Raw genomic sequence first — 19,100 nt, 5'->3', positions numbered from 1 at the left:
AACTTCTTAAGGGTTATTCGCTCTCAGCAGGCTAAATTTGTACAGCGATCGCTCTTCAGGGGCTTGAACTTGTACTAGTGGCCTATCTAAAGGCAGATGACATTTGTATGTTCTTTAAGATACATTGACTACTGAATAACTACGTGATATGACGCATGTCAGAGCTGAACTCGGAGTCCTTCCCCTCACCGATTAACGAAAATGATCGGCTGGACGCGCTTCACCGCTACCAGATTCTTGATACCGCTCCAGAAGAGGCGTTTGATGATTTGACAGCTCTGGCTGCTCATATTTGTGGCACTCCTATGGCTCTAGTGAGCTTGGTAGACGCGCATCGACAGTGGTTTAAGTCTAAGGTGGGTGTAACTGCTACCGAGACTCCTAGGGAAATTGCGTTTTGCAGTCACACTATTATGCAACCGGACGAGTTGTTTGTAGTGCCTAACGCTCTAGAAGACGATCGCTTTGCTAGTAATCCGCTCGTCACCTCCGATCCGCAAATTCGGTTTTATGCTGGAGCTCCCTTAGTCACACCCGATGGCCATGCACTGGGCACTTTGTGTGTAATCGATCGCGAACCTCGTCAACTTACCGAGGAGCAAGCCAAGGCCTTACAAGCTCTAGGACGGCAAGTCATTACTCAACTGGAGCTACGAATTAATTTAGCTAAAGTACAGCAGACTTCTACGAAGCTAGAGAACACAGTCGAAGCTTTGCATCGTAGCAATCAGCATTTGAACCAAACCTTACGTGAGTTGCGCCACGCCCAAACTCAACTCGTTCAGGCAGAAAAAATGTCTGGGTTAGGGCAACTTGTGGCGGGAGTGGCCCACGAAATTAATAATCCGGTTACTTTCATTCACTGCAATTTGCCGCATATCCATCGCTACGCGGAAGATTTGCTAGAGCTAATCTCTATTTATCAAGAGCGTTGCCCTCAACTCGACCCCGAAGCCCAAAGTCGAGCCGAAGCACTAGATGCTGACTTTATCGTGAAAGATTTGAAGAAAGTCCTGGCTTCAATCGAAGTGGGCACAGGGCGGATTCATCAGATTGTGCGATCGCTGCAAAACTTTTCGGGTAAGGATCGAAGTCAAAAGGAACTCACCGACATTCATCGCGGGCTAGACGATACCCTGTTGATTCTGCAACATCGTCTCCAGGCTCCTGCAGCCCCGATTAGAGTTGTGAAAGAATACGGCGATTTACCGATTGCAGAATGCTACAGCGGCCCCTTGAACCAAGTTTTTATGAATGTGTTAACTAATGCCATTCATGCCTTAGAGCAGGCAAGTCAGGACCGCTCAGCCGCCGAGTTAGCCAAGCAACCTCCTACCATTACTATCCGCACCGCCCTTACAGCCGCAACCACAAAGGGAGAAAGTACCCTTCTGATCCGCATTGCTGATAATGGCATGGGTATCCCTCAAGATGTAATTCACCAAATCTTTGATCCGTTTTTCACGACTAAACCCACAGGTCAAGGAGTTGGTTTGGGTTTGTCTATTAGTTACCACGTTGTGGTGGACAAGCATGGTGGTCAGCTGAAGTGTCTTTCAGAGCCTGGAAAAGGGACAGAATTCTGGATTGAAATTCCTCAGGCTCTGAGCGTAGATTCGCTACAGCCTAAAGTATTAGCTAGAGAGGAAGTGAGCCTAAGGAGTGCTTCAATTGCTTAACTTGTTTAGCTGGTAGCTCTCCGCTTGCCTGATCTTTTATACAGCAGGGTCTATCCTAGGGCTGTGTAAAGTTCTGCATAAATTCCCTAGCCTAAGCATAGATCCTGCTGAAGCTTAAGGAAAAAACCTATATGACCACCAATGTTTCTCCTGAAATTAAAAAAGAAACGAATCGATCGCTCTGGATTGGTATCCTGCTTGTTGTTTTAGGCATTGCCGCGATCGCCTTGCCTCAAATCTCTACCATTGTGACTGAGAGTTGGGTTTCGCTGATCCTGGTTTCTGCTGGCGCAACTAAATTGGCTTACGCCTTTCAAACCCGCAACCAAGGTGGTTTTATTTGGAAACTGCTGTTGAGTGCGCTCTATGTTGCTACAGGTGTCATGCTGTTCTCTAACCCTCTGACAGGTGTTTTGACTCTGACCCTGTTGTTAGGTGGCTTCTTGTTGACTGAAGGTACATTTGAGCTGATTTTGGCGTTCCGCCTCCGCCCCCAAGAAAACTGGACTTGGGTATTGACCAACGGTATCGTGACTCTACTACTCGGCGTCATGATTTGGTTCCAGTGGCCCTTCAATGCACCTTGGCTGATCGGTACCTTAGTGGGAGTTAGCGTGCTCTTCACTGGTATTTCCCGCATCATGCTCTCCATAAATTCTGGTGCTGCTGGGCATTCTGACCAAACCGCTTCTGCGTAAACCGTCAATCAACGCCAGCTAGGTAGGGGCGGAGCATTCAGCCGTTGGGTCTAAAACAAGACCCTAGACTATGGCTTAAATGCTTGCCCCTGTCGTTTTCAGTAGCGATTAGAGAGAACCAGCGATCGCTTTATACCCCTAATTTTTCCCGAATTACCTCCTCCTTATCTTTGAAACCGACTAATACGGCTGCCTCATCTTTGACAAACAAAGGTCGCTTTAGCAGCATGGCATCTTGGCTAAAAGCCTCAATCCATTGCTCCTCGGTCCAAGTGCTTTTCTCCTCACCCAAGGCTCGGTAGGACTGACCGGAGGTGTTACGCATTGGCTTCGCGCCTAGCTGGTTCATCCACGCCTGAATGCTGGCCTGATCTGGAGGATGCTCTTTTGTATTGATGAACTCGTAGTCGATGCTGTGCTCATCCAACCACTTGAAAGCTTTTTTGCAAGTGGTGCAGTTGGGAATTCCGTAAACCTTAATCATGCCAGTTAGCTCTGTTTCTGCCCGAAAAACTGATCAAAGCGATCGCGCGTAGTATATCAAATGTTAAGTTTAGTGACGGTAAGCAACTAAATTCTTTGATTCCTCATGCGTGTACTTCGGCCTCTTTTAGGAATTTTGATATGTCTGCTGGCTCTGGTAACGGTGCCGCTACCGACTCAAGCCGCTAGCTCAGCAGCCATTCGAGCTTACGATGATGTGAAATCTGTCGTTAAAGACTTTTCTGGCCAAGATTTAGCAAAGGCAGAATTTAGTAATGCCAAGCTGGTAGAAGCCAATTTTAGCAACGCTAACTTGCAAGGAGCCGTTTTTAACGGTTCTATCGCTAAGAAAGCTAACTTTCACGGGGCGGATTTTAGCAATGGGATTGCTTATCTCAGCGACTTTTCGGGCGTTGACCTAAGTGATGCAGTGCTCACTTCAGCCATGCTGCTAAAGACCAATTTCCGGGGGGCCAAAATCACAGGCGCTGATTTTAGCTTCGCGGTGCTCGATCGCAATCAACTGCTAGAAATGTGCAAGTCTGCTAGTGGCACCAACCCTGTCACTGGGATAGATACCCGCGATTCCTTAGAGTGCTCCTAAGCAACTGCTATCCGTACACTTCAGGATTAACGCAATGAGGTAAGCGATCGCCCTTGAGGCCTGCTATTAAGTTGGCGATCGCCATATCTGCCATTTGTTTACGAGTTTGCCGACTAGCGCTGCCAATATGCGGCGTGATAATCAGGTTCTCCAACGTCAACAAAGGACTATCGGTAGGAATCGGCTCTGGGTCGGTGACATCTAGGGCCGCCCCAGCAATCTGCTCTGCACTCAGCGCTCGGTACAATGCTGCTGGATCGACAATCGGCCCACGGGCAGTATTAATTAGAATTGCCGATCGCTGCATTTGCTCAAATTGGCGATCGCTAAACAGATGATGCGTCTCTGCCGAGAGCACCGTATGAATCGTGACAAAATCTGCTTCCTGTAGGAGTTGATCAAAGGAGACAAAGTCTGCTCCTAAATCTTGCTCTAGCTCAGGCGCAGCTCGATGAGGATCTGTATAAAGAATCCGCATCCCAAAGCCTTTAGCTCGGCGGGCCATTGCTTGACCAATCCGCCCAAACCCGACAATTCCTAAAGTCGCGCCAGAAACATTTGGCCCTAATAGCAAATCCGGTTCCCAAGTTTGCCACTTCCCTTGGCGGGTAAAGCGATCGCCCTCTACCACTCGTCGCGCCGCTGCCATCAACAAGGCCCAAGTGAGATCTGCGGTGGCATCAGTTAGCACTCCTGGGGTATGGCCTACGGGAATTTTGTGAGCGGTAGCAGCAGCAATATCAATGTTGTCGAAACCTACCGCCATTTGGCTAATTACTTTTAAAGCGGGATTGGCTGCGATCAAAGCTTGATCAATTTGATCGGTCAGGAGACAAAGCAACCCATCAATCGCCTGTACCTTCTCTCGCAACACGTCATAAGCGGGTGGTTGTCGCTCTGGCCAAACTTCAATCTCCGCAATCGCTTCCAGCTTCTCTAAAGTGGTAGGTAAGGGGCGCGTGATTAAGACTTTAAACTGGGACATCATTCAACTCCACATACAGTCCATCTTCGCGCCTTAGCCCAAGCTCGTCTGGATATTGACAAATAAATATAGATATTTGCGCTGAAAGACGATCGCAACTCAGGAGTTGAATTAAGTAGCGATCGCCTTTTTCGCTTTGCCAATATACATAACCGATGTATCTTCATTGATGCTGATCTGGAAGCCCTGGGTTTTGCGATATTGCCAATAGGCAGCTAGATTATCCAGCATTGTTTCGCCAAAGATATTGAATCCCTTAATCTCGATCTCCTCAAAATGGTGCGATCGCAGCAAAGTTGTGAGTTCTTGAGGTGGGATAAATTTCCGCCAATCATGAATGCCTGCTGGAATCTCTCGCAAGATGTTTTCTAGCAGCCAAATCATGATCAGCTTTGACTTAAAAGTGCGATTGATGGTGTCGAAACAGAAGATGCCTCCGGGTTTCAGCACGCGATGAATTTCTGCGATCGTCTGATTGAGATCAGCCACATGTTCCAACACATCCACACAGACGACCACATCAAAAGCATGGTCAGCATAGGGGAGCGCTTCGGCATAGCCGTGTTGGTAGGCGATCGCCAATTGACTCTTAACCGCATGTTCCTGAGCTTTAGCAATACAGTTACGTGATTGGTCGATCCCAGATACCATCGCGCCTCGTTTAGCTAAGAACTCAGAAGAAAATCCGCCCCCACAACCTACATCTAAAACAGTTAGCCCTTGCCAATCGGCAACATGGCGATCGAAGTACTCAAAGCGAGGGGCATTTAGATGGTGAAGCGCATAAATCTTGGCTGTTTCACTCCACCACTGGTCTGCACTCAGGTCATAAAATGCCAAATCATTAGGTTTTTGCATGGCATCTGTCAACTGAATTCTTAACCACCCACATGAATCGACGGGCGTTTCTCCGGATCTTTTTCGGCTTTACGCAGCACTTCGCGAGTCACGACAGCGATATCTCCTTCGCCAAACAAAATGAAGCGCAACAAGTATTGAACTGGATTGCCCTCAGCCCAGCCAAAGTAGGCATGAGGTAACTGGCCAGTTTGCTCACGGATATATAAAAGGATCGCGGCAATGGTATTGGGAATGGCTGCACCTTTGGCTTGCAGGATGCGATAGTCACCCACTTGCACCCCTCGCACCCAAATCGTTTCGACAAACTCCGAGGCATCGGAAACTTGAATTTCGAGAAACAAGATTGAGTCCGCAGGTGGAATGTGGTTATCGTCCCGGACTTCTTGCTCTTTTAAGCAATACTCGCGCTCGTCGCCTTCACTGGGTCGGTTGGCAATTAACCTCACCGTTCCTTGGCTCTCCTGAGCAATCAAGCTTTGAGCAACGTCATCCATCACAATCTTCTCAACCCGTAACTCGGTAGAGCGCCAAACTCGTGAGATCAAAGAAGTGGCAATGATGGTGCCAATAAAGAAGCCAGCAATTCGAATCCCTTCAGGGCGCTCAATGATGTTAACGATTGTCGTATAGAGGAAGACAAATGTGATGGTGCCAAAGATGATTCTGCCTCGTTGCGATCGCCGCCGATGAGCCGCTAAAGTGACGGCAAAAGCCGCCGAACTCATCAACACCAATACACCCGTTGCATAAGCGCCTCCCTGAGCCTCCACGTTTGCCTTAAACAAAATGGTGACGACAAAGGCGATCGCTGTGTAAACCAGTACCAAGGGTCGAGATGCTCTAGCCCAGTCGGGAGCCATGCCATAGCGCGGCAAATAGCGGGGCACAATATTGAGCAGCCCTGCCATTGCCGATGACCCAGCAAACCAGAGAATTGCGATCGTGCTGAGGTCGTAAACAGTACCAAAGATGTCGCCGAGGTAGAAGTGGGCGAGATAAGCTAGGGCTCGACCATTCGCTTTGCCTCCCGCTTGAAATTCTGCCGCAGGGATTAAGAGCGTAGTCACTAAGCTACTCGTAATCAAAAAGAAGCTCATAATCACCGCAGCAGTCGTCAGCAGTTTATGGGTGTTACGAATCCGCCCTCTAGGATGATTCTCAGCGTCACTGCCGCTACCTTTTACTAAGGGCATAACGGCTACACCCGTCTCAAACCCTGATAATCCTAGGGCTAACTTGGGAAACAGTAGTGCAGAGATTGCCAGCATGGCGAGAGGGTTGCCGTGGTTGGCGAGTAAACCTGTTTGCCAGTTGGTAATGACCACTGGGTTTTGCAGAATTTGGTACGCCCCAACGCCAATGGTGACTAAATTCAGCAGTAGATAGGTCGCGACCAAGAAAACAGCCAGTCCGATCGCTTCTTGAAATCCTTTGAGGAATACAGCGCCTAACAAAGCGATCAAGACTAGAGTAATCCCAACTGCTTGCCCATGCAAAAAGTGTGGGACCAGAGGATTTTCGACAATATGAGCTGTGGCATCCGCTGCCGAAAGCGTCATCGTAATAATGAAATCAGTGGCCACAAACCCCAGAAGGCAAAGCACAAACAGCTTGCCCTGCCACCAAGAAAGCAAATGCTCTAGCATGGCAATCGATCCCTCTCCGTGAGGACTCGTGGCTGCGACCCGACGATAAATGGGCAGTGCGCCAAATAGAGTCAGCAACACCAAAATTAAGGTGGCTAACGGAGAGAGCGACCCTGCTGCTAGGGCAGCAATACCGGGCTGGTACCCCAAGGTGGAGAAGTAATCAACCCCAGTCAGGCACATGACTTGCCACCAAGGGTGTCTAGAATGTCGGCCTTCCTTCCCCGATCGATTGTCGTTCAGTAACCAGCGACCGAGGTTTTTGTGGTACTGCCTGGGTGGAATAATGGGTCCAGCCATCAACGCGACTCCTGCTACATAGCTTTTATTAGCTTATGGCAAGCAGTAGTGCTGGCTTAACCTAGCTCTTACTGAACTTTTCTGGGGCTTGATCAACAAAAAATCTAGCGATCGCTTCAGCAAACCCAGCAAAGGAGCTGAAGTCTGCCGCCACAATCTGCACTGGCAAACCCAGCTTCTCGGCATTAGCGGCGGTGTAAGGCCCAAAGCAAGCGATCGCACAATTTTGGCAATCTGCCTCGAACTCCATCATTTGTAAAAAACTGCTAACTTCAGCGGTGCTGCTAAAGGCGATCGCGTCGATCTGGCCTTGTTTGAGTAGCGCTAACTCGACTGTATACAGGGCTTTATCAACGGCGCGAGTCAGGTAGGTGGGGACACGATGCACAATCATCCCTAACTGTTGCAAGTCGGTGACAAAGTTGGGAACTACATCAGGCTCTGGCACACCCACAACTTCTGGCACTGGCACTAGAATAGCTTGGCCTGCAATATCAGATATTTTGGCTAACACTGCAATAACGCCTTGCGGGCTGGGTTCGTCAGGGATTAAATCAGCTTTGAGGCCAAATTCAGTTAGTTTTTCGGCATCCTTACCGATCGCACAAATTTTGCAATGTCCAATCAGCGAAAAGGATAGCTCTAGCGATTGCATCTGCTCAAAAAATGTTTCGATGCCATTCCGACTGGTGAAGGCAATCCAGTCATACTGATCGAGATGCTCTAACGCGACATACAACTCTGTGAAGTTCTCTAAATGACAAGTCGCGATCGCAGGCATCAAAATCGGCAATGCCCCTTGAGCAATTAAAGCTTGCGATAACCGAGCAGCATAACTGCGCGGAGCAGTGATCAAAATGCGTTTGCCTTGTAAGGGAAGAACAATAGAAGGATGTAACAGCTAGATTGCCTCCTTAAAGAATGAATGTTTCGATTTAAAGACTAGTAAATGAACGGTGTAAAGTCTTTAATCTTTCACTAACAAACCTAAGTTCTTTATTTACGTTGATTTATGAGGGCCGAAATGCATATATCAAATCCGTAGTGGGCTATTGAAACGTGTAACAAGCGAGGTATAAACTCCATCGATCTGTCAGCAAAACACTTACATATTTTAGTCTTTATAATAAAGAACGTACTCAATAGAAATAAAAGTATGAGTAGTAAAGAGCTGGAATCAGCGATTATAAACTATTTAAAAGACAGAGAGACTGAATATGCAATCATGATCAATGGAGAATGGGGCTGCGGAAAAACGTATTTTTGGCAATCTAGAATTGTTCCGCACCTGGAAAAGTTAAAGAAAAGAGTAGTTTATGTATCATTGTACGGGTTGAAAAGTACAGCCGAAATTGGTAATTTGCTACTATTAGAGCTGATTCCTTACTTAAAAAATCAGAAAGATTCTTTTAAGGGCCTAAAGTCTTCCCTTGAAGCTGCCTCAAGCCTATTAAAAATTGATAGTAAAATTAAAGATTTTATCCTGGAGATCACAAAATATAAATTACTAGATAGTCTTGATAATTCAGTTCTTTGTTTTGATGATCTAGAGCGTGTGGATTTTGATATTAAAGCCGTTTTGGGTCACATAAATAGATTTGTCGAACACCGTAGAATAAAAACAGTATTAATATGCTATGAAGCAGAAGTAAACCAATTAGATTACAAACGCACGAAAGAAAAGCTAGTTGGCTATACGTTCGAGTTCTCCTCATCGCTTGAAGAGACGATAGAGCATTTTATAAAAGAGTATGATGATAATTTAAAGACAAAAATAATTTATCACAAAAATTTTATTGTAGATGTTTTGACCTCAGAAAAAATAAAAAATTTGAGAATAATAAAAAACTCATTGAGTATCGCTAAAACTGTTTTGGCTAGCTTTTTTGATATTGATGAATCAGCCACAGATGTAGAAAGAGAGATTTTGCGCTTTGTTTTCGCAATCAACATAGAGTTCAAAGCTGGAAGATTAGACTTAGCTCAAATAAATGCTTGGATTGAAAAAGGATATGATATAACTTTCGTTGCACGGAAAAAAGAGGAAGATACGGAATCATATCTATCTAGATTTATACGGCGCTATTATGGAGTAAATTCTTCATATCAAGTAACATTTAGATCAATTTACAACTACATAGTTGGTGGATATTTTGATCAGAAGTTATTTTCCGAAGAAATTCTATCTCTTCGGAAAACCGAGAAAACCTCAAAATACAACTTAATTAATAATTATACTCTTCTATCCGATAGTGATTTTTTTAATACGAGTAAAGAGTACATAGAGGATTTAAAGCAGGATAGAATTAATAAACCAACAGAGCTAATAAATTTATGTAAATCTCTAATGTTTTTCTCTGAGGTTGGTCTAATTGAAGAAAGAGACGAAGAACTAAAAAACATATTTAATCATACTATCCAACGCCAGTTTCTTGAAGGAAAACTAGAATACCAAGATATTGCAAATGATTCTAGGCTATCTCATAATGAGCCAAAAAGTAAATTCTATGCCGAAATTAAAGAACTGATTTTAAATATTAGTAAGCAGCAGCATGAAGTTATTTTATATAAAGAAGCCAATGTACTTGTCAGTCTTCTTAAGGAAAAACCAGAGGAATTCTTCAGGGAAGTTTATAAATATAATACAGAGGCAAACACGCCACTATTTAAGTATATCAACACTCATGAGTTGTTCGATGCTATTATTCAACTAAAAAATTTGGAGATTGTAGATTTTCGTGGATGTATTATTAGTAGATATAAAGCTATTAATATTAGTCGATTTTTGGCTGATGATTATCAAGGATTAAAAAACCTAAGTCATATGCTAAAGTCATTCATTGCCAACCAAAAGGCTGGTAGTAACAGAATTGATTTGAGTTGCTATCTGATTAATATGTTATGTGAAGAAATTGATGCAGCTTGTGACAGATTGATTTCTTTTGCAGATTAAAATATTTTCTGTCATAATCTCAGATTTGAATAGCTTAGGGCTGATTGAAAGGTGAATATTCCTGATAGTAGACAATCAGTTACAAGCGTCCTACAGACCCAATCACATGATATTTGGTTGACAGCATCTTGGGATGATTATGTTCAGATACTTGATGCTTCCCCGGTTCAACAGGCGAAGGGTTATTATTACAAAGGCCATGTGAGGATTGAGAGGGCACCAGTCAGCTTTGATCATGGCAAAGATCATGTCGTGATCATATTTGCAGTCAATCTGTTTGCAGCTCTCAAAGGTATTCCCATCACAGGCTTAGACACCACAACCTTTCGTAAAACTGGACTGCAAGAATGCCAACCGGATGTTGCTTACTATATCGGCAACCAAGCTCAGGCAGTACCTAGCGGCACCGGAATTGTCAATCTCAACCAATATCCTGCACCCAACTTAGTAATTGAAGTTGCCAGAAGCTCCCTACTCGATGATTTAGGCACCAAACGTGCTTTGTACGAGGAGTTGGGTGTCAGCGAATATTGGGTCGTAGATGTGCAGAATACTCAAGTTCTGGCTTACACCATTGCCGACCAAGGCAGCAAACGAATTCAGGAATCGCAAGTGTTTTCAGGGTTAGCGATCGCCACTTTAGAATCAGCCCTCCAACGCAGCCGGGAGACAGACCAATCTCAGGTTGGGGCTTGGTTACTTCAGCAATTTCAAGTTTAGTCAGCGATCGCTAAAAAGTAAGGGCACCTTCTAGAGATGCCCCAATGATTGACGAATTCAAAAGCAACTGCAATCTGAATTAGCTACTGGGGTAACACTTGCTTCAGGGCAGCGACTAGGCGATCGACACTTTCGGGGCGGCTATTGTAGCCCATGAGACCCACGCGCCACACCTTGCCTGCCAGTTCACCTAAACCACCACCAACTTCGATATTGTGCTCATTCAGGAGTTGACGGGCGATCGCTTTGCCATCCACACCTTCTGGAATCCGCACCGTAGTTAGGGTGGGGAGGCGGAACTCGCGCTCGACGTGGGGAGTCAGGCCGATCTCTTCTAAGCTTTGCCAGAGGTATTCCACATTCTTTTGGTGGCGCTGCCAGCAGTTTGCCAATCCTTCCTCACCAATTAGGCGCAAAGCTTCCCGCAGACCATAGTAGAGGTTGATCGGTGCGGTGTGGTGATACACGCGATCGCTACCCCAATATTTGCCCAGCAGGTTCATATCCAGATACCAGTTCGCTACCTTGGTCTTACGCTGCTGCATCTTCGTGATCGCCCGTGGTCCCATCGTGAAAGGAGAAGCCCCTGGAGAACAACCCAGACCTTTTTGGCTGCAACTGTAAGCCAAGTCCACTTTCCACTCATCTAAGAAGATGGGCACACCACCCAGACTGGTGACGGTGTCGAGCAGCAACAGGCAGTCGAACTCGCGGCACAAATCACCCACTCCTTCTAGCGGTTGTCGTGCTCCGGTAGAAGTCTCGGCATGCACCAACGCCAGAATTGCAGGACGGTGAGTTTCTAGAGCAGTACGGAGTTCTTCCAAGGAGAAAACTTGGCCCCAAGACTTGGTGATGCTGCGAACATCAGCACCGTAGCGTCCAGCCATATCGACCAAGCGGTTGCCAAAGTAACCTGCGACACCCACCAGCACCACATCCCCCGGCTCAACCGTGTTGGCGAGGGTGGCTTCCATAGCTGCCGTTCCTGTGCCACTAACCGCGATCGTCAGTTGGTTTTCGGTTTGCCAGACGTAGCGCAACTGCGCTTGAATCTCGTCCATCAATTGCAGAAAAGCTGGATCGAGGTGGCCCACTGGCGTTTGGCTCATCGCCGCCAGCACATCGGGGTGAGCATTGGAGGGACCAGGCCCCAACAGCAAGCGGGTAGGAGCGGCTAGGGGAGCGAGTGGCAACCGCTGAGCGTCGTTGATGGAAAGTGTTAATGTCATTGTCGGTTCTAAAGTTATTCAGCGCATCAAGCAAGGCATATTCTCAAGTCTAAGGTCTGGTTGGACTCGAACCAAACCGCGTTAGGTTTCATTATTTGAAGAGTTTGCTGATCGCGGAATCTAAATGTAGCAATCTGTAGTCTAGGGAGCCATCTCTCTCTTCAGTTTTAACCACTATGAATCCAACCTCTCAGGGAATCCCCTCTCTCCCTGACCTCACCCATCCCCAGGAGTTGATCCAATTCGGGGAGCAGGGAATGAAGTTGTTTCTGCTGTTTGTTGTTCTCACAGGTCTTTTGGGAGTGGCGATCGCGCTCCTCAATTTCTCCTTGGGTCGCCGCACCAAAATTCTCTGGACAGAAACTTGGGTGACTCAGTACGGCCTCCTACTGCGAACCGTACAACATGCCACCTTAATCTTGTTAATCACGGTGAGTGGCTTTTTTCTCTGTTCTACCCTGGCTAATCGTTATCACCACTGGGAGCAAGCTCGGATTGCTGCGATCGCTAGTAATGTCGCAGGAGAACGGCTAGAACATACCGCTCCGCAATTGCGATATACCGTTCAGGAACCCTATACAACCACCACGGTGATCAACGGGCAAGTGGTGGAGGAGAAACGCACCCAAGAAGTCAGCCGCTTTCTCACGCCTAGCCGCACTCAGGTAGATGTCACGCTACAGCAAACTACTGACCCCGCCAACAACCGTCTCCTTTATCAGGTTGGCTTTGATGGCAACTATGAAGTGGTCAATACTTTAGAGACTGCTGATGAGTTTTTCTTTGAGACTCAACCACCTGCGGGCTACACCCTCCTGCAAGACTACCGAGTAGAGCGAAATGGTCAGCGTTTACAGTCTTCTCAGCAAAGTAACTATAGCTTCCCCTTACGCTTGGGTGCGGGTGAGACGGCTCAGTTTCGTATTACCTACCAAGCATCAGGTGGTCCGCGCTGGGTCTACAACGCAGGCTCGCAGTTGCTCTCCAATTTTCGCTTAACGGCGCTAGCCAATTTCCCCGGGGCACAGTTTGCCAGCGGTATTGTGCCTACCAAAATGCAACCGGAAGGGCGTGGGACTCGCTTCACTTGGGAGTTTGCCGATAATGTTTCGGTGTTGAATCCCTTTGGTGTCTTTACTGCCACCGCTTCGGTACGCAATACAGGTGTGCTGCCTCGCCTGCTGCTCCTGGCTCCTGCTCTACTGTTCTGGTGGCTCTTGGTACTCTATCTCTCGGTGCCATTGAGACTACGAGATGTGGCGATCGCCTCTGGAATTTTCTTTGCTAGCCTCCTAACCCTCACCTACCTTAGCCGCATCATCCCTGCTCCTTTTGCTTGGGCAATCCTAGCCCCCGTAATGCTGATTTTGGCTTGGGGCTTAGGCAGAAATCAACGGGCTTCCATTGCTGCTGCGATCGCCACCATTAGCGGAGCCATTCTCCCTGTGTTTGGCTTACTGGTTCCTTTTACAGGTCTGACGCTAAGTTTGGCAGGACTACTGTCGGTCGTTTGGCTCACCCTCCGCCACTGGTACGGTTGGCAACCTCGCTCTCTCAGGTAACTAACAGCTAGACTGCAAATATTGTTCGCAAAAAAACTCTACCTATGCAGTTGCAGCTCAATAACTTCCATATCAAGCTTTTGGCTGCAATCTTCATGGTGATCGATCATGTAGGAGTAGTTTTCTTTCCCAATGTCCTAGCATTCCGGGTGGTGGGTCGTCTCAGTTTTCCTTTATTTGCGTGGCTGTTGACCCAGGGAGAACAGCATACCCGCAACATTGAGCGCTATCTTATCAGGCTGCTTTTGTTAGGCATTGTTAGTCAGCCATTGTATGTGGTGGCTTTGCAGGGTGAATTCCTCAATATTCTATTTACGTTGATGTTGGGGGTAGCTATGTTGCGGTTGTGTCGTCGCTATCCAGAGCAACGTTATTGGATTTGGGCAGCGAGTATGATGGCAGCAGAATTGCTGAAGTTTGAATATGGTGCTTACGGGCTTGCGATCGTTGGGCTATTATCCCAGTTTCGCTCTAACTACTACTGGTGGGGAATTTGGCTGGGATTACATCTCTTTTTGGCGATCGCATCGAGCAATTTTGGCTTGTTTCAACTGCCTGCTGTCGTGACTCCGTTGTTGCTGCTGATCACAAACCAACAAAAAGGACCGACAGTGCGTTGGTTTTATACTTTCTACCCAACCCACTTACTGCTGATCTGGGCTATAGCTCGTAGCCAGTAATAAAGCGATCGCATATTTCAGTCAGTAATAGTGGGACAGCAGATAGCCTACTGCCGTAATCTACTGAGCGAAATGAGCCAGCTCAGCCGACCATTCTAAAGCATTCTTGAGGTCAGCAATTTGCCTACCTTCCGCTTGTAAATAGTCAAAGAAAGTTCGAGCTACCACAGAGAGTTGCTTGCCGCTAGGATGAACCACATACCAGTGTCGCAAGATCGGGAAATGCTCAACGTTTAAAATACTGAATTGACCGTTATTTCCTTCTAAATTTAAGCTATGAAGTGAAAGCACAGAGATGCCTAAACCTCCTGCGATCGCCTGCTTAATGGCTTCATTACTACCAATTTCGAGCTTAACTTTAATAGGAATTTCATAGCGATCGAATAGTTCCTGCACCACTTTCCTAGTTCCGGACCCAGGTTCCCGCATAATAAACGGTTCTCCGGCTAGCTGTTCTAGGGAGATATGTTTAGCGTCAGCTAAGGGATGATTAGGAGGAGCCAAAACCACTAAAGGATTTTCTACAAAGGCATGAGATTGAATGTCAAGATGCTCTGGCGGCTGACTCACAATATAGAGATCATCCAAGTTGGCTGCCATCCGCTCCATTACCCGTTCGTGATTGGTCACCTTCAATGAGACATCAATGCCGGGATATCGTTGGCAAAATGGGCCTAACAATCGCGGTACAACGTACTTAGCAGTTGTAATAACTGCGAGCCGCAGTTGGCCCTGCTTTAGCCCTTTCATGTCTGCTACAGTCATTTCTAACATAGACAGACGTTCAAAAATTTCTCGGCAGGTGACGAGGAGGGTTTGCCCAGCATCCGTCAAGAAAAGCCGCTTGCCAACCTGCTCAAATAACGGTAATCCGATCGCTTGAGAAAGCTGCTTGACCTGCATGGAGATTGTAGGCTGAGTCAGAAAAAGTTCCTCAGCAGCACGAGTGAAACTACAATGGCGAGCCGCCGCTTCAAAAACTTGGAGTTGGTGCAGCGTAATTTGTCTCACAGGTACTACTCCTAGACGGGTGGTGTTGCTCTTATAGAGAAAAATCTATGAAAAGCATTTACAAGCTCGAATATTGTTTATACATTATCAGCATATCATCTTAGTCAAGTGAAGCTAAATTCCTGCTAAAACACTGCAACCCCCTGAAAAAGAGCAAGTTGTGGTTTTCAGTTTGCAATGAAGTAAACTTTGCTGTCGAATTGATCCGGTTTTTGTTTCTTCTTCTAAGCTGAGAGATAAGAAACTCCCACGTCGAAGTTTCTCAGACAGTGTCAGAGTGAGCAGTTTCTATTCTGTTATTCACGCCCCAATACTCTGCGCTCCACCAGCCCCAAATGTAGACTCCTACTGCCTTAGACTGTTTTTGCAGAGTATTGCCAGATTACCTTCTAACTGCTGACCGTGATGCTGTTTCTCAGCGCTAGTTCATTTAGCTACAGCGCTCGACTCTGTTGTAAGAGGATCTGACATCATGACACAAGGTGCTGCCCAATTCTTTAAAGCGGCTACACAAGACCAAGCCCTACAGAACAAGCTGAAAGCAACTTCTAATCCGCAGACCTTTATTGAGATTGCGGCCCAAAGTGGTTATCAATTTACTCTAGAGGATCTCAATACGGCAATTGAGCAACTTTCAGAAGCAGAACTCGCAGCTATGATTAACCCTGGGATTGGTCCACGCCAACATATATTACCCAGGTAAATTATAGATAAATTACTTTGGTTTGATTAAACACCCCACCGTAGAGAAGTGAGATGTTTAATCGTTCGCATTAGCTACATAGAGCTAGTCTCAGAAACTAGCCTGAGTAATATGTGGGCAAGCAGGCCAAACGATCGCCCTATAATTTGGATCTCACTTTTGGTCTCCCTGGCGATCGCTTAGGTTTGGTCTTTTAACTGAAATGTTTTTCTAAAAATCCACTGCATTAAGCTGGGGAAGAGGCGGCTCGCTGCAATTGACATATTTGCAGAACCGACAATTACCTCAGCTTTTTTATGGGCGATCGCGTCCCAAATTGCCTGAGCTACATCTTCTGGCTTCTCGACAACAGGCACCTTAAGGACTTGTTCGAGCTGTTCTTGACGAGCCTGCCGATCTGGCTCATCTTTCCCCCGGAAGATAGCCCGCTGCATAAAGTCACTGTTGATCACGTTGGGATAAATACCCGCAACATGGATGCCTTTAGGAGATAGCTCCGAATGCAAAGACTCCGTCAAACCAGTTACAGCAAATTTGGTCGTGCAATAAGGAGTTAAATAAGGAACTGATACTTTACCGCCAATGGAACTAACATTGACGATGGTGCCAGTGCCGCGCTGAAGGAAGTGTGGGAGTAGAGCCTGAATAGTATAGATATAGCCCCACAAGTTGAGGTCGATCGCTTGGTGCCAGTCCTCTAAAGAGAAGGCTTCGATCGGGCCAGAGAGATATATTCCAGCATTATTAACGAGGACATCAAGATGCCCGTAGTGCCCCAGAGTCTTTTCAACTAGTGTGGTTACCTGAACTGGGTCTCTCATATCCGTCACTACAGGTAATACATCTCGCCCCAGCGATCGCACCTCACTGGCCGCCGCTTCGAGTCGGTCGCTATGACGTGCTGCTAGGACTAAGTCATAACCTTGGCGGGCTAGAAGCAGAGCTGTCGCTTTACCAATTCCTTCAGAGCTACCTGTAACTAATGCTGTAGGAGCCATAACATTTGCACATGAACATCGTTTTACTCTTACTAGCTTGTGTAACAGTACGTTAAAAACCCTCTCACTTTCGCCGGATTTTGTTTGGACTCGGTGTAAACGCAAATTACTTAAGCTTAATCTAACAATTTAGCCTTGATGTGACTCTGAGATGGCAGATTTTGGGAATTAATGAGTCATGGTAGGATTACGGCTTTCACGTTACAGTCAGAGTCAGCTCTCATTTCACCTTTAAACTAGGCTAGGAGATAACCTCAGTTGAGATGGCTCGATTAAGTCGCATGAATCAATGGGGCACTGCGCTAGTGAAATGGGTGGTACGCATAATCCATCGCTTCAGAGTGAGCAAACACAAAAAATCACAGCGATCGCCTCAACCTATCTCTCCAAAGCCTGCTGTGCATGCTCCTCCCATCCCTAGCAATGAAGCCGAGCGTCTAGAAGCTCTAAAGCAATATAACATCTTGGATAGCATGCCAGAGGAGGCATTCGATGAGCTAACAGAGTTGGCGGCTCAAATCTGTGGTAGCCCCATTTCGTTGGTTAGCTTAACAGACTCGCATCGGCAGTGGTTTAAGTCCAAAGTAGGCATAGATGCTGTAGAAGTTCCGAGAGAGCAAGCCTTCTGCGCCCATGCGATCGCTAAACCTGATGACTTGTTCGTGATCCCCAACATGCTAGAAGACGAGCGCTTTGCCGAGAACCCACTCGTCACCAACGACCCCAGTATTCGCTTTTACGCAGGAACGCCTCTCGTTACGCCAGATGGTTTTCCATTAGGGACTCTTTGTGTGCTCGATCGCATTCCCCGCAATCTCACCCCAGAGCAACGAAAGGCGTTGCAGGTGCTAGGTCGGCAGGTGATTGCCCAAATGGAACTGCGGTTACAGATTGAAAAGCTAGAGCGCCAAATTAATCGGTATCAGCAAGCTGAAGCCCAACTAAGAGCCTCAGATCAGCAAGTCGTAGACCTTCTAGAAGGCATGACGGATGGTTTTTGGGCCTTAGACCGTCAGTGGCGTTTCACCTTTGTCAACCAAAAAGCGGGTCAAATTCTCCAGAAATCACCCGAAGAGTTGCTAGGAAAAGTCATTTGGGACGTTTTAAGTGACTTAGCAGGTTCAAAATTCGATGAGGAGTTTCACAACGCGGTAACTCAGCAGGTTAGCGTTAATTTTGAAGAGTTTTATGCTCCCCTAGGCCGTTGGATTGAAGTTCGGGCGTTTCCATCCTACGAAGGTTTATCTGCTTTTATCCATGACATCACAATACGGCGAGTGATGGAAGAAGCTTTGCGCTATCAGCAAGAGCAAGCAGACCGTCTCCTCTCGAACACGCTACCTGGCCCGATCGCCAAGCGCCTCAAACTTCAAGAAGATACGATCGCCGATAGTTTCGAGGAAGTCACGATTCTCTTTGCCGATCTGGTCAACTTTACCCAATGGGCCAGCGAAATCACCCCAACAGCATTGGTTAGTTACTTAAATGAAATTTTTTCTGCTTTTGACCAACTTACTGAAAAACATGGGTTAGAAAAAATTAAAACGATTGGAGATGCCTACATGGTGGCTGGAGGATTACCTATCCCTTCTGATCATCATGTAGAGGCGATCGCGGAGATGGGACTGGATATGTTGAGTGCGATCGTCCAATTCAACACTAAACATGGAACGAAGCTTAATTTATGTGTTGGCATCAATACTGGTCCTGTGATAGCAGGTGTGATCGGCACCAAAAAGTTCTCCTACGATCTATGGGGAGATACCGTCAACATAGCGAGCCGCATGGAGTCTCACGGCCTACCTGGTAGAGTGCAGGTGACTGAAGCCACATACCATCACTTAAAAACTCACTATACTTTTGAGAAGCGGGACATCATTGAGGTTAAAGGCAAAGGGTCCATGCAGACTTATCTAATAACTGGTAAGAAAACTTAAACCTAGATTTAGTCACTTTCTTCCGCCAGTGACTGTTCAAGCCGCTCA

General features: G+C 46.6%; 17 protein-coding genes. 9 read left to right on the top strand and 8 right to left on the bottom strand.

Features of this window, described 5'->3' with window-relative positions; translation table 11 throughout:
* The first annotated feature begins 155 nt into the window (after positions 1 to 155).
* Positions 156 to 1,679 carry an ATP-binding protein gene (locus tag H6F72_RS24490; protein ID WP_190441857.1) on the top strand — a complete coding sequence of 508 codons (1,524 nt, stop codon included), beginning with the start codon at positions 156 to 158 and terminating at the stop codon, positions 1,677 to 1,679.
* 131 nt (positions 1,680 to 1,810) lie between these two features.
* Positions 1,811 to 2,377 (top strand): HdeD family acid-resistance protein, encoded by a 567-nt coding sequence (locus H6F72_RS24485; RefSeq protein ID WP_190441856.1) that lies wholly within the window; start codon positions 1,811 to 1,813, stop codon positions 2,375 to 2,377.
* A 130-nt stretch (positions 2,378 to 2,507) separates the two neighbouring features.
* On the opposite strand, the gene H6F72_RS24480 is transcribed toward H6F72_RS24485, so the two are convergent.
* Complete coding sequence (locus H6F72_RS24480) at positions 2,508 to 2,861, bottom strand: Spx/MgsR family RNA polymerase-binding regulatory protein (protein ID WP_190441854.1); 354 nt, start codon at positions 2,859 to 2,861, stop codon at positions 2,508 to 2,510.
* 105 nt (positions 2,862 to 2,966) lie between these two features.
* Here H6F72_RS24480 and H6F72_RS24475 point away from each other — a divergent pair, with 105 nt between their 5' ends.
* Positions 2,967 to 3,464 (top strand): pentapeptide repeat-containing protein, encoded by a 498-nt coding sequence (locus H6F72_RS24475; RefSeq protein WP_190441852.1) that lies wholly within the window; start codon positions 2,967 to 2,969, stop codon positions 3,462 to 3,464.
* Positions 3,465 to 3,471: 7 nt separating this feature from the next.
* Here the strand turns inward: H6F72_RS24475 and H6F72_RS24470 are convergent, their stop codons facing one another.
* The 4 genes from H6F72_RS24470 to H6F72_RS24455 all read right to left on the bottom strand — a co-directional run bounded on the left by H6F72_RS24470 (position 3,472) and on the right by H6F72_RS24455 (position 8,112).
* Positions 3,472 to 4,452 (bottom strand): D-glycerate dehydrogenase, encoded by a 981-nt coding sequence (locus H6F72_RS24470; protein WP_199299276.1) that lies wholly within the window; start codon positions 4,450 to 4,452, stop codon positions 3,472 to 3,474.
* A 108-nt stretch (positions 4,453 to 4,560) separates the two neighbouring features.
* The gene (gene ubiG / locus H6F72_RS24465) at positions 4,561 to 5,307 is read right to left on the bottom strand and encodes a bifunctional 2-polyprenyl-6-hydroxyphenol methylase/3-demethylubiquinol 3-O-methyltransferase UbiG (protein ID WP_190441850.1); all 747 of its coding nucleotides are present in this window, start codon (positions 5,305 to 5,307) and stop codon (positions 4,561 to 4,563) included.
* Between the two features lie 20 nt (positions 5,308 to 5,327).
* Positions 5,328 to 7,256 carry an amino acid transporter gene (locus H6F72_RS24460; RefSeq protein WP_190441848.1) on the bottom strand — a complete coding sequence of 643 codons (1,929 nt, stop codon included), beginning with the start codon at positions 7,254 to 7,256 and terminating at the stop codon, positions 5,328 to 5,330.
* Between the two features lie 61 nt (positions 7,257 to 7,317).
* Entirely contained in the window at positions 7,318 to 8,112 is a 795-nt protein-coding gene (locus tag H6F72_RS24455; protein ID WP_242017104.1) for a uroporphyrinogen-III synthase, read from the bottom strand.
* 300 nt (positions 8,113 to 8,412) lie between these two features.
* Between H6F72_RS24455 and H6F72_RS24450 the strand changes: the two genes are divergently transcribed.
* Complete coding sequence (locus H6F72_RS24450) at positions 8,413 to 10,209, top strand: P-loop NTPase fold protein (RefSeq protein ID WP_190441846.1); 1,797 nt, start codon at positions 8,413 to 8,415, stop codon at positions 10,207 to 10,209.
* 117 nt (positions 10,210 to 10,326) lie between these two features.
* Entirely contained in the window at positions 10,327 to 10,929 is a 603-nt protein-coding gene (locus H6F72_RS24445) for a Uma2 family endonuclease (RefSeq protein WP_199299275.1), read from the top strand.
* An 83-nt stretch (positions 10,930 to 11,012) separates the two neighbouring features.
* Here H6F72_RS24445 and H6F72_RS24440 read toward each other — a convergent pair whose 3' ends face one another.
* Positions 11,013 to 12,161 (bottom strand): alanine--glyoxylate aminotransferase family protein, encoded by a 1,149-nt coding sequence (locus H6F72_RS24440; protein WP_190441844.1) that lies wholly within the window; start codon positions 12,159 to 12,161, stop codon positions 11,013 to 11,015.
* A 176-nt stretch (positions 12,162 to 12,337) separates the two neighbouring features.
* On the opposite strand from H6F72_RS24440, the gene H6F72_RS24435 reads away from it, so the two are divergent.
* Both H6F72_RS24435 and H6F72_RS24430 read left to right on the top strand, forming a co-directional pair.
* Entirely contained in the window at positions 12,338 to 13,723 is a 1,386-nt protein-coding gene (locus H6F72_RS24435) for a hypothetical protein (RefSeq protein ID WP_190441842.1), read from the top strand.
* A gap of 44 nt (positions 13,724 to 13,767) precedes the next feature.
* Complete coding sequence (locus H6F72_RS24430; RefSeq protein WP_199299274.1) at positions 13,768 to 14,403, top strand: TraX family protein; 636 nt, start codon at positions 13,768 to 13,770, stop codon at positions 14,401 to 14,403.
* Between the two features lie 60 nt (positions 14,404 to 14,463).
* Here the strand turns inward: H6F72_RS24430 and H6F72_RS24425 are convergent, their stop codons facing one another.
* Positions 14,464 to 15,414: a LysR substrate-binding domain-containing protein gene (locus H6F72_RS24425; RefSeq protein ID WP_190441840.1), complete on the bottom strand. Its 951-nt coding sequence runs from the start codon at positions 15,412 to 15,414 to the stop codon at positions 14,464 to 14,466.
* 472 nt (positions 15,415 to 15,886) lie between these two features.
* Here H6F72_RS24425 and H6F72_RS24420 point away from each other — a divergent pair, with 472 nt between their 5' ends.
* The gene (locus H6F72_RS24420; RefSeq protein ID WP_190441838.1) at positions 15,887 to 16,117 is read left to right on the top strand and encodes a Nif11-like leader peptide family natural product precursor; all 231 of its coding nucleotides are present in this window, start codon (positions 15,887 to 15,889) and stop codon (positions 16,115 to 16,117) included.
* 179 nt (positions 16,118 to 16,296) lie between these two features.
* Here the strand turns inward: H6F72_RS24420 and H6F72_RS24415 are convergent, their stop codons facing one another.
* Entirely contained in the window at positions 16,297 to 17,115 is an 819-nt protein-coding gene (locus tag H6F72_RS24415) for an SDR family oxidoreductase (protein WP_190441836.1), read from the bottom strand.
* Positions 17,116 to 17,378: 263 nt separating this feature from the next.
* Between H6F72_RS24415 and H6F72_RS24410 the strand changes: the two genes are divergently transcribed.
* The gene (locus H6F72_RS24410; RefSeq protein WP_199299273.1) at positions 17,379 to 19,052 is read left to right on the top strand and encodes an adenylate/guanylate cyclase domain-containing protein; all 1,674 of its coding nucleotides are present in this window, start codon (positions 17,379 to 17,381) and stop codon (positions 19,050 to 19,052) included.
* The last annotated feature ends 48 nt before the right edge of the window (positions 19,053 to 19,100 follow it).

Source organism: Trichocoleus sp. FACHB-46 (assembly GCF_014695385.1).
Classification (GTDB): domain Bacteria; phylum Cyanobacteriota; class Cyanobacteriia; order FACHB-46; family FACHB-46; genus Trichocoleus.
This window is presented reverse-complemented; position numbering and strand designations above follow the sequence as displayed.

Bases quoted from the DNA above. Each gene is read 5' to 3' on its own strand.
- H6F72_RS24490 (WP_190441857.1), top strand. From the start codon at position 156: ATGTCAGAGCTGAACTCGGAGTCCTTCCCCTCACCGATTAACGAAAAT.
- H6F72_RS24485 (WP_190441856.1), top strand. From the start codon at position 1,811: ATGACCACCAATGTTTCTCCTGAAATTAAAAAAGAAACGAATCGATCG.
- H6F72_RS24480 (WP_190441854.1), bottom strand. From the start codon at position 2,861: ATGATTAAGGTTTACGGAATTCCCAACTGCACCACTTGCAAAAAAGCT.
- H6F72_RS24475 (WP_190441852.1), top strand. From the start codon at position 2,967: ATGCGTGTACTTCGGCCTCTTTTAGGAATTTTGATATGTCTGCTGGCT.
- H6F72_RS24470 (WP_199299276.1), bottom strand. From the start codon at position 4,452: ATGATGTCCCAGTTTAAAGTCTTAATCACGCGCCCCTTACCTACCACT.
- ubiG (WP_190441850.1), bottom strand. From the start codon at position 5,307: ATGCAAAAACCTAATGATTTGGCATTTTATGACCTGAGTGCAGACCAG.
- H6F72_RS24460 (WP_190441848.1), bottom strand. From the start codon at position 7,256: ATGGCTGGACCCATTATTCCACCCAGGCAGTACCACAAAAACCTCGGT.
- H6F72_RS24450 (WP_190441846.1), top strand. From the start codon at position 8,413: ATGAGTAGTAAAGAGCTGGAATCAGCGATTATAAACTATTTAAAAGAC.
- H6F72_RS24440 (WP_190441844.1), bottom strand. From the start codon at position 12,161: ATGACATTAACACTTTCCATCAACGACGCTCAGCGGTTGCCACTCGCT.
- H6F72_RS24435 (WP_190441842.1), top strand. From the start codon at position 12,338: ATGAATCCAACCTCTCAGGGAATCCCCTCTCTCCCTGACCTCACCCAT.
- H6F72_RS24430 (WP_199299274.1), top strand. From the start codon at position 13,768: ATGCAGTTGCAGCTCAATAACTTCCATATCAAGCTTTTGGCTGCAATC.
- H6F72_RS24420 (WP_190441838.1), top strand. From the start codon at position 15,887: ATGACACAAGGTGCTGCCCAATTCTTTAAAGCGGCTACACAAGACCAA.
- H6F72_RS24415 (WP_190441836.1), bottom strand. From the start codon at position 17,115: ATGGCTCCTACAGCATTAGTTACAGGTAGCTCTGAAGGAATTGGTAAA.
- H6F72_RS24410 (WP_199299273.1), top strand. From the start codon at position 17,379: ATGGCTCGATTAAGTCGCATGAATCAATGGGGCACTGCGCTAGTGAAA.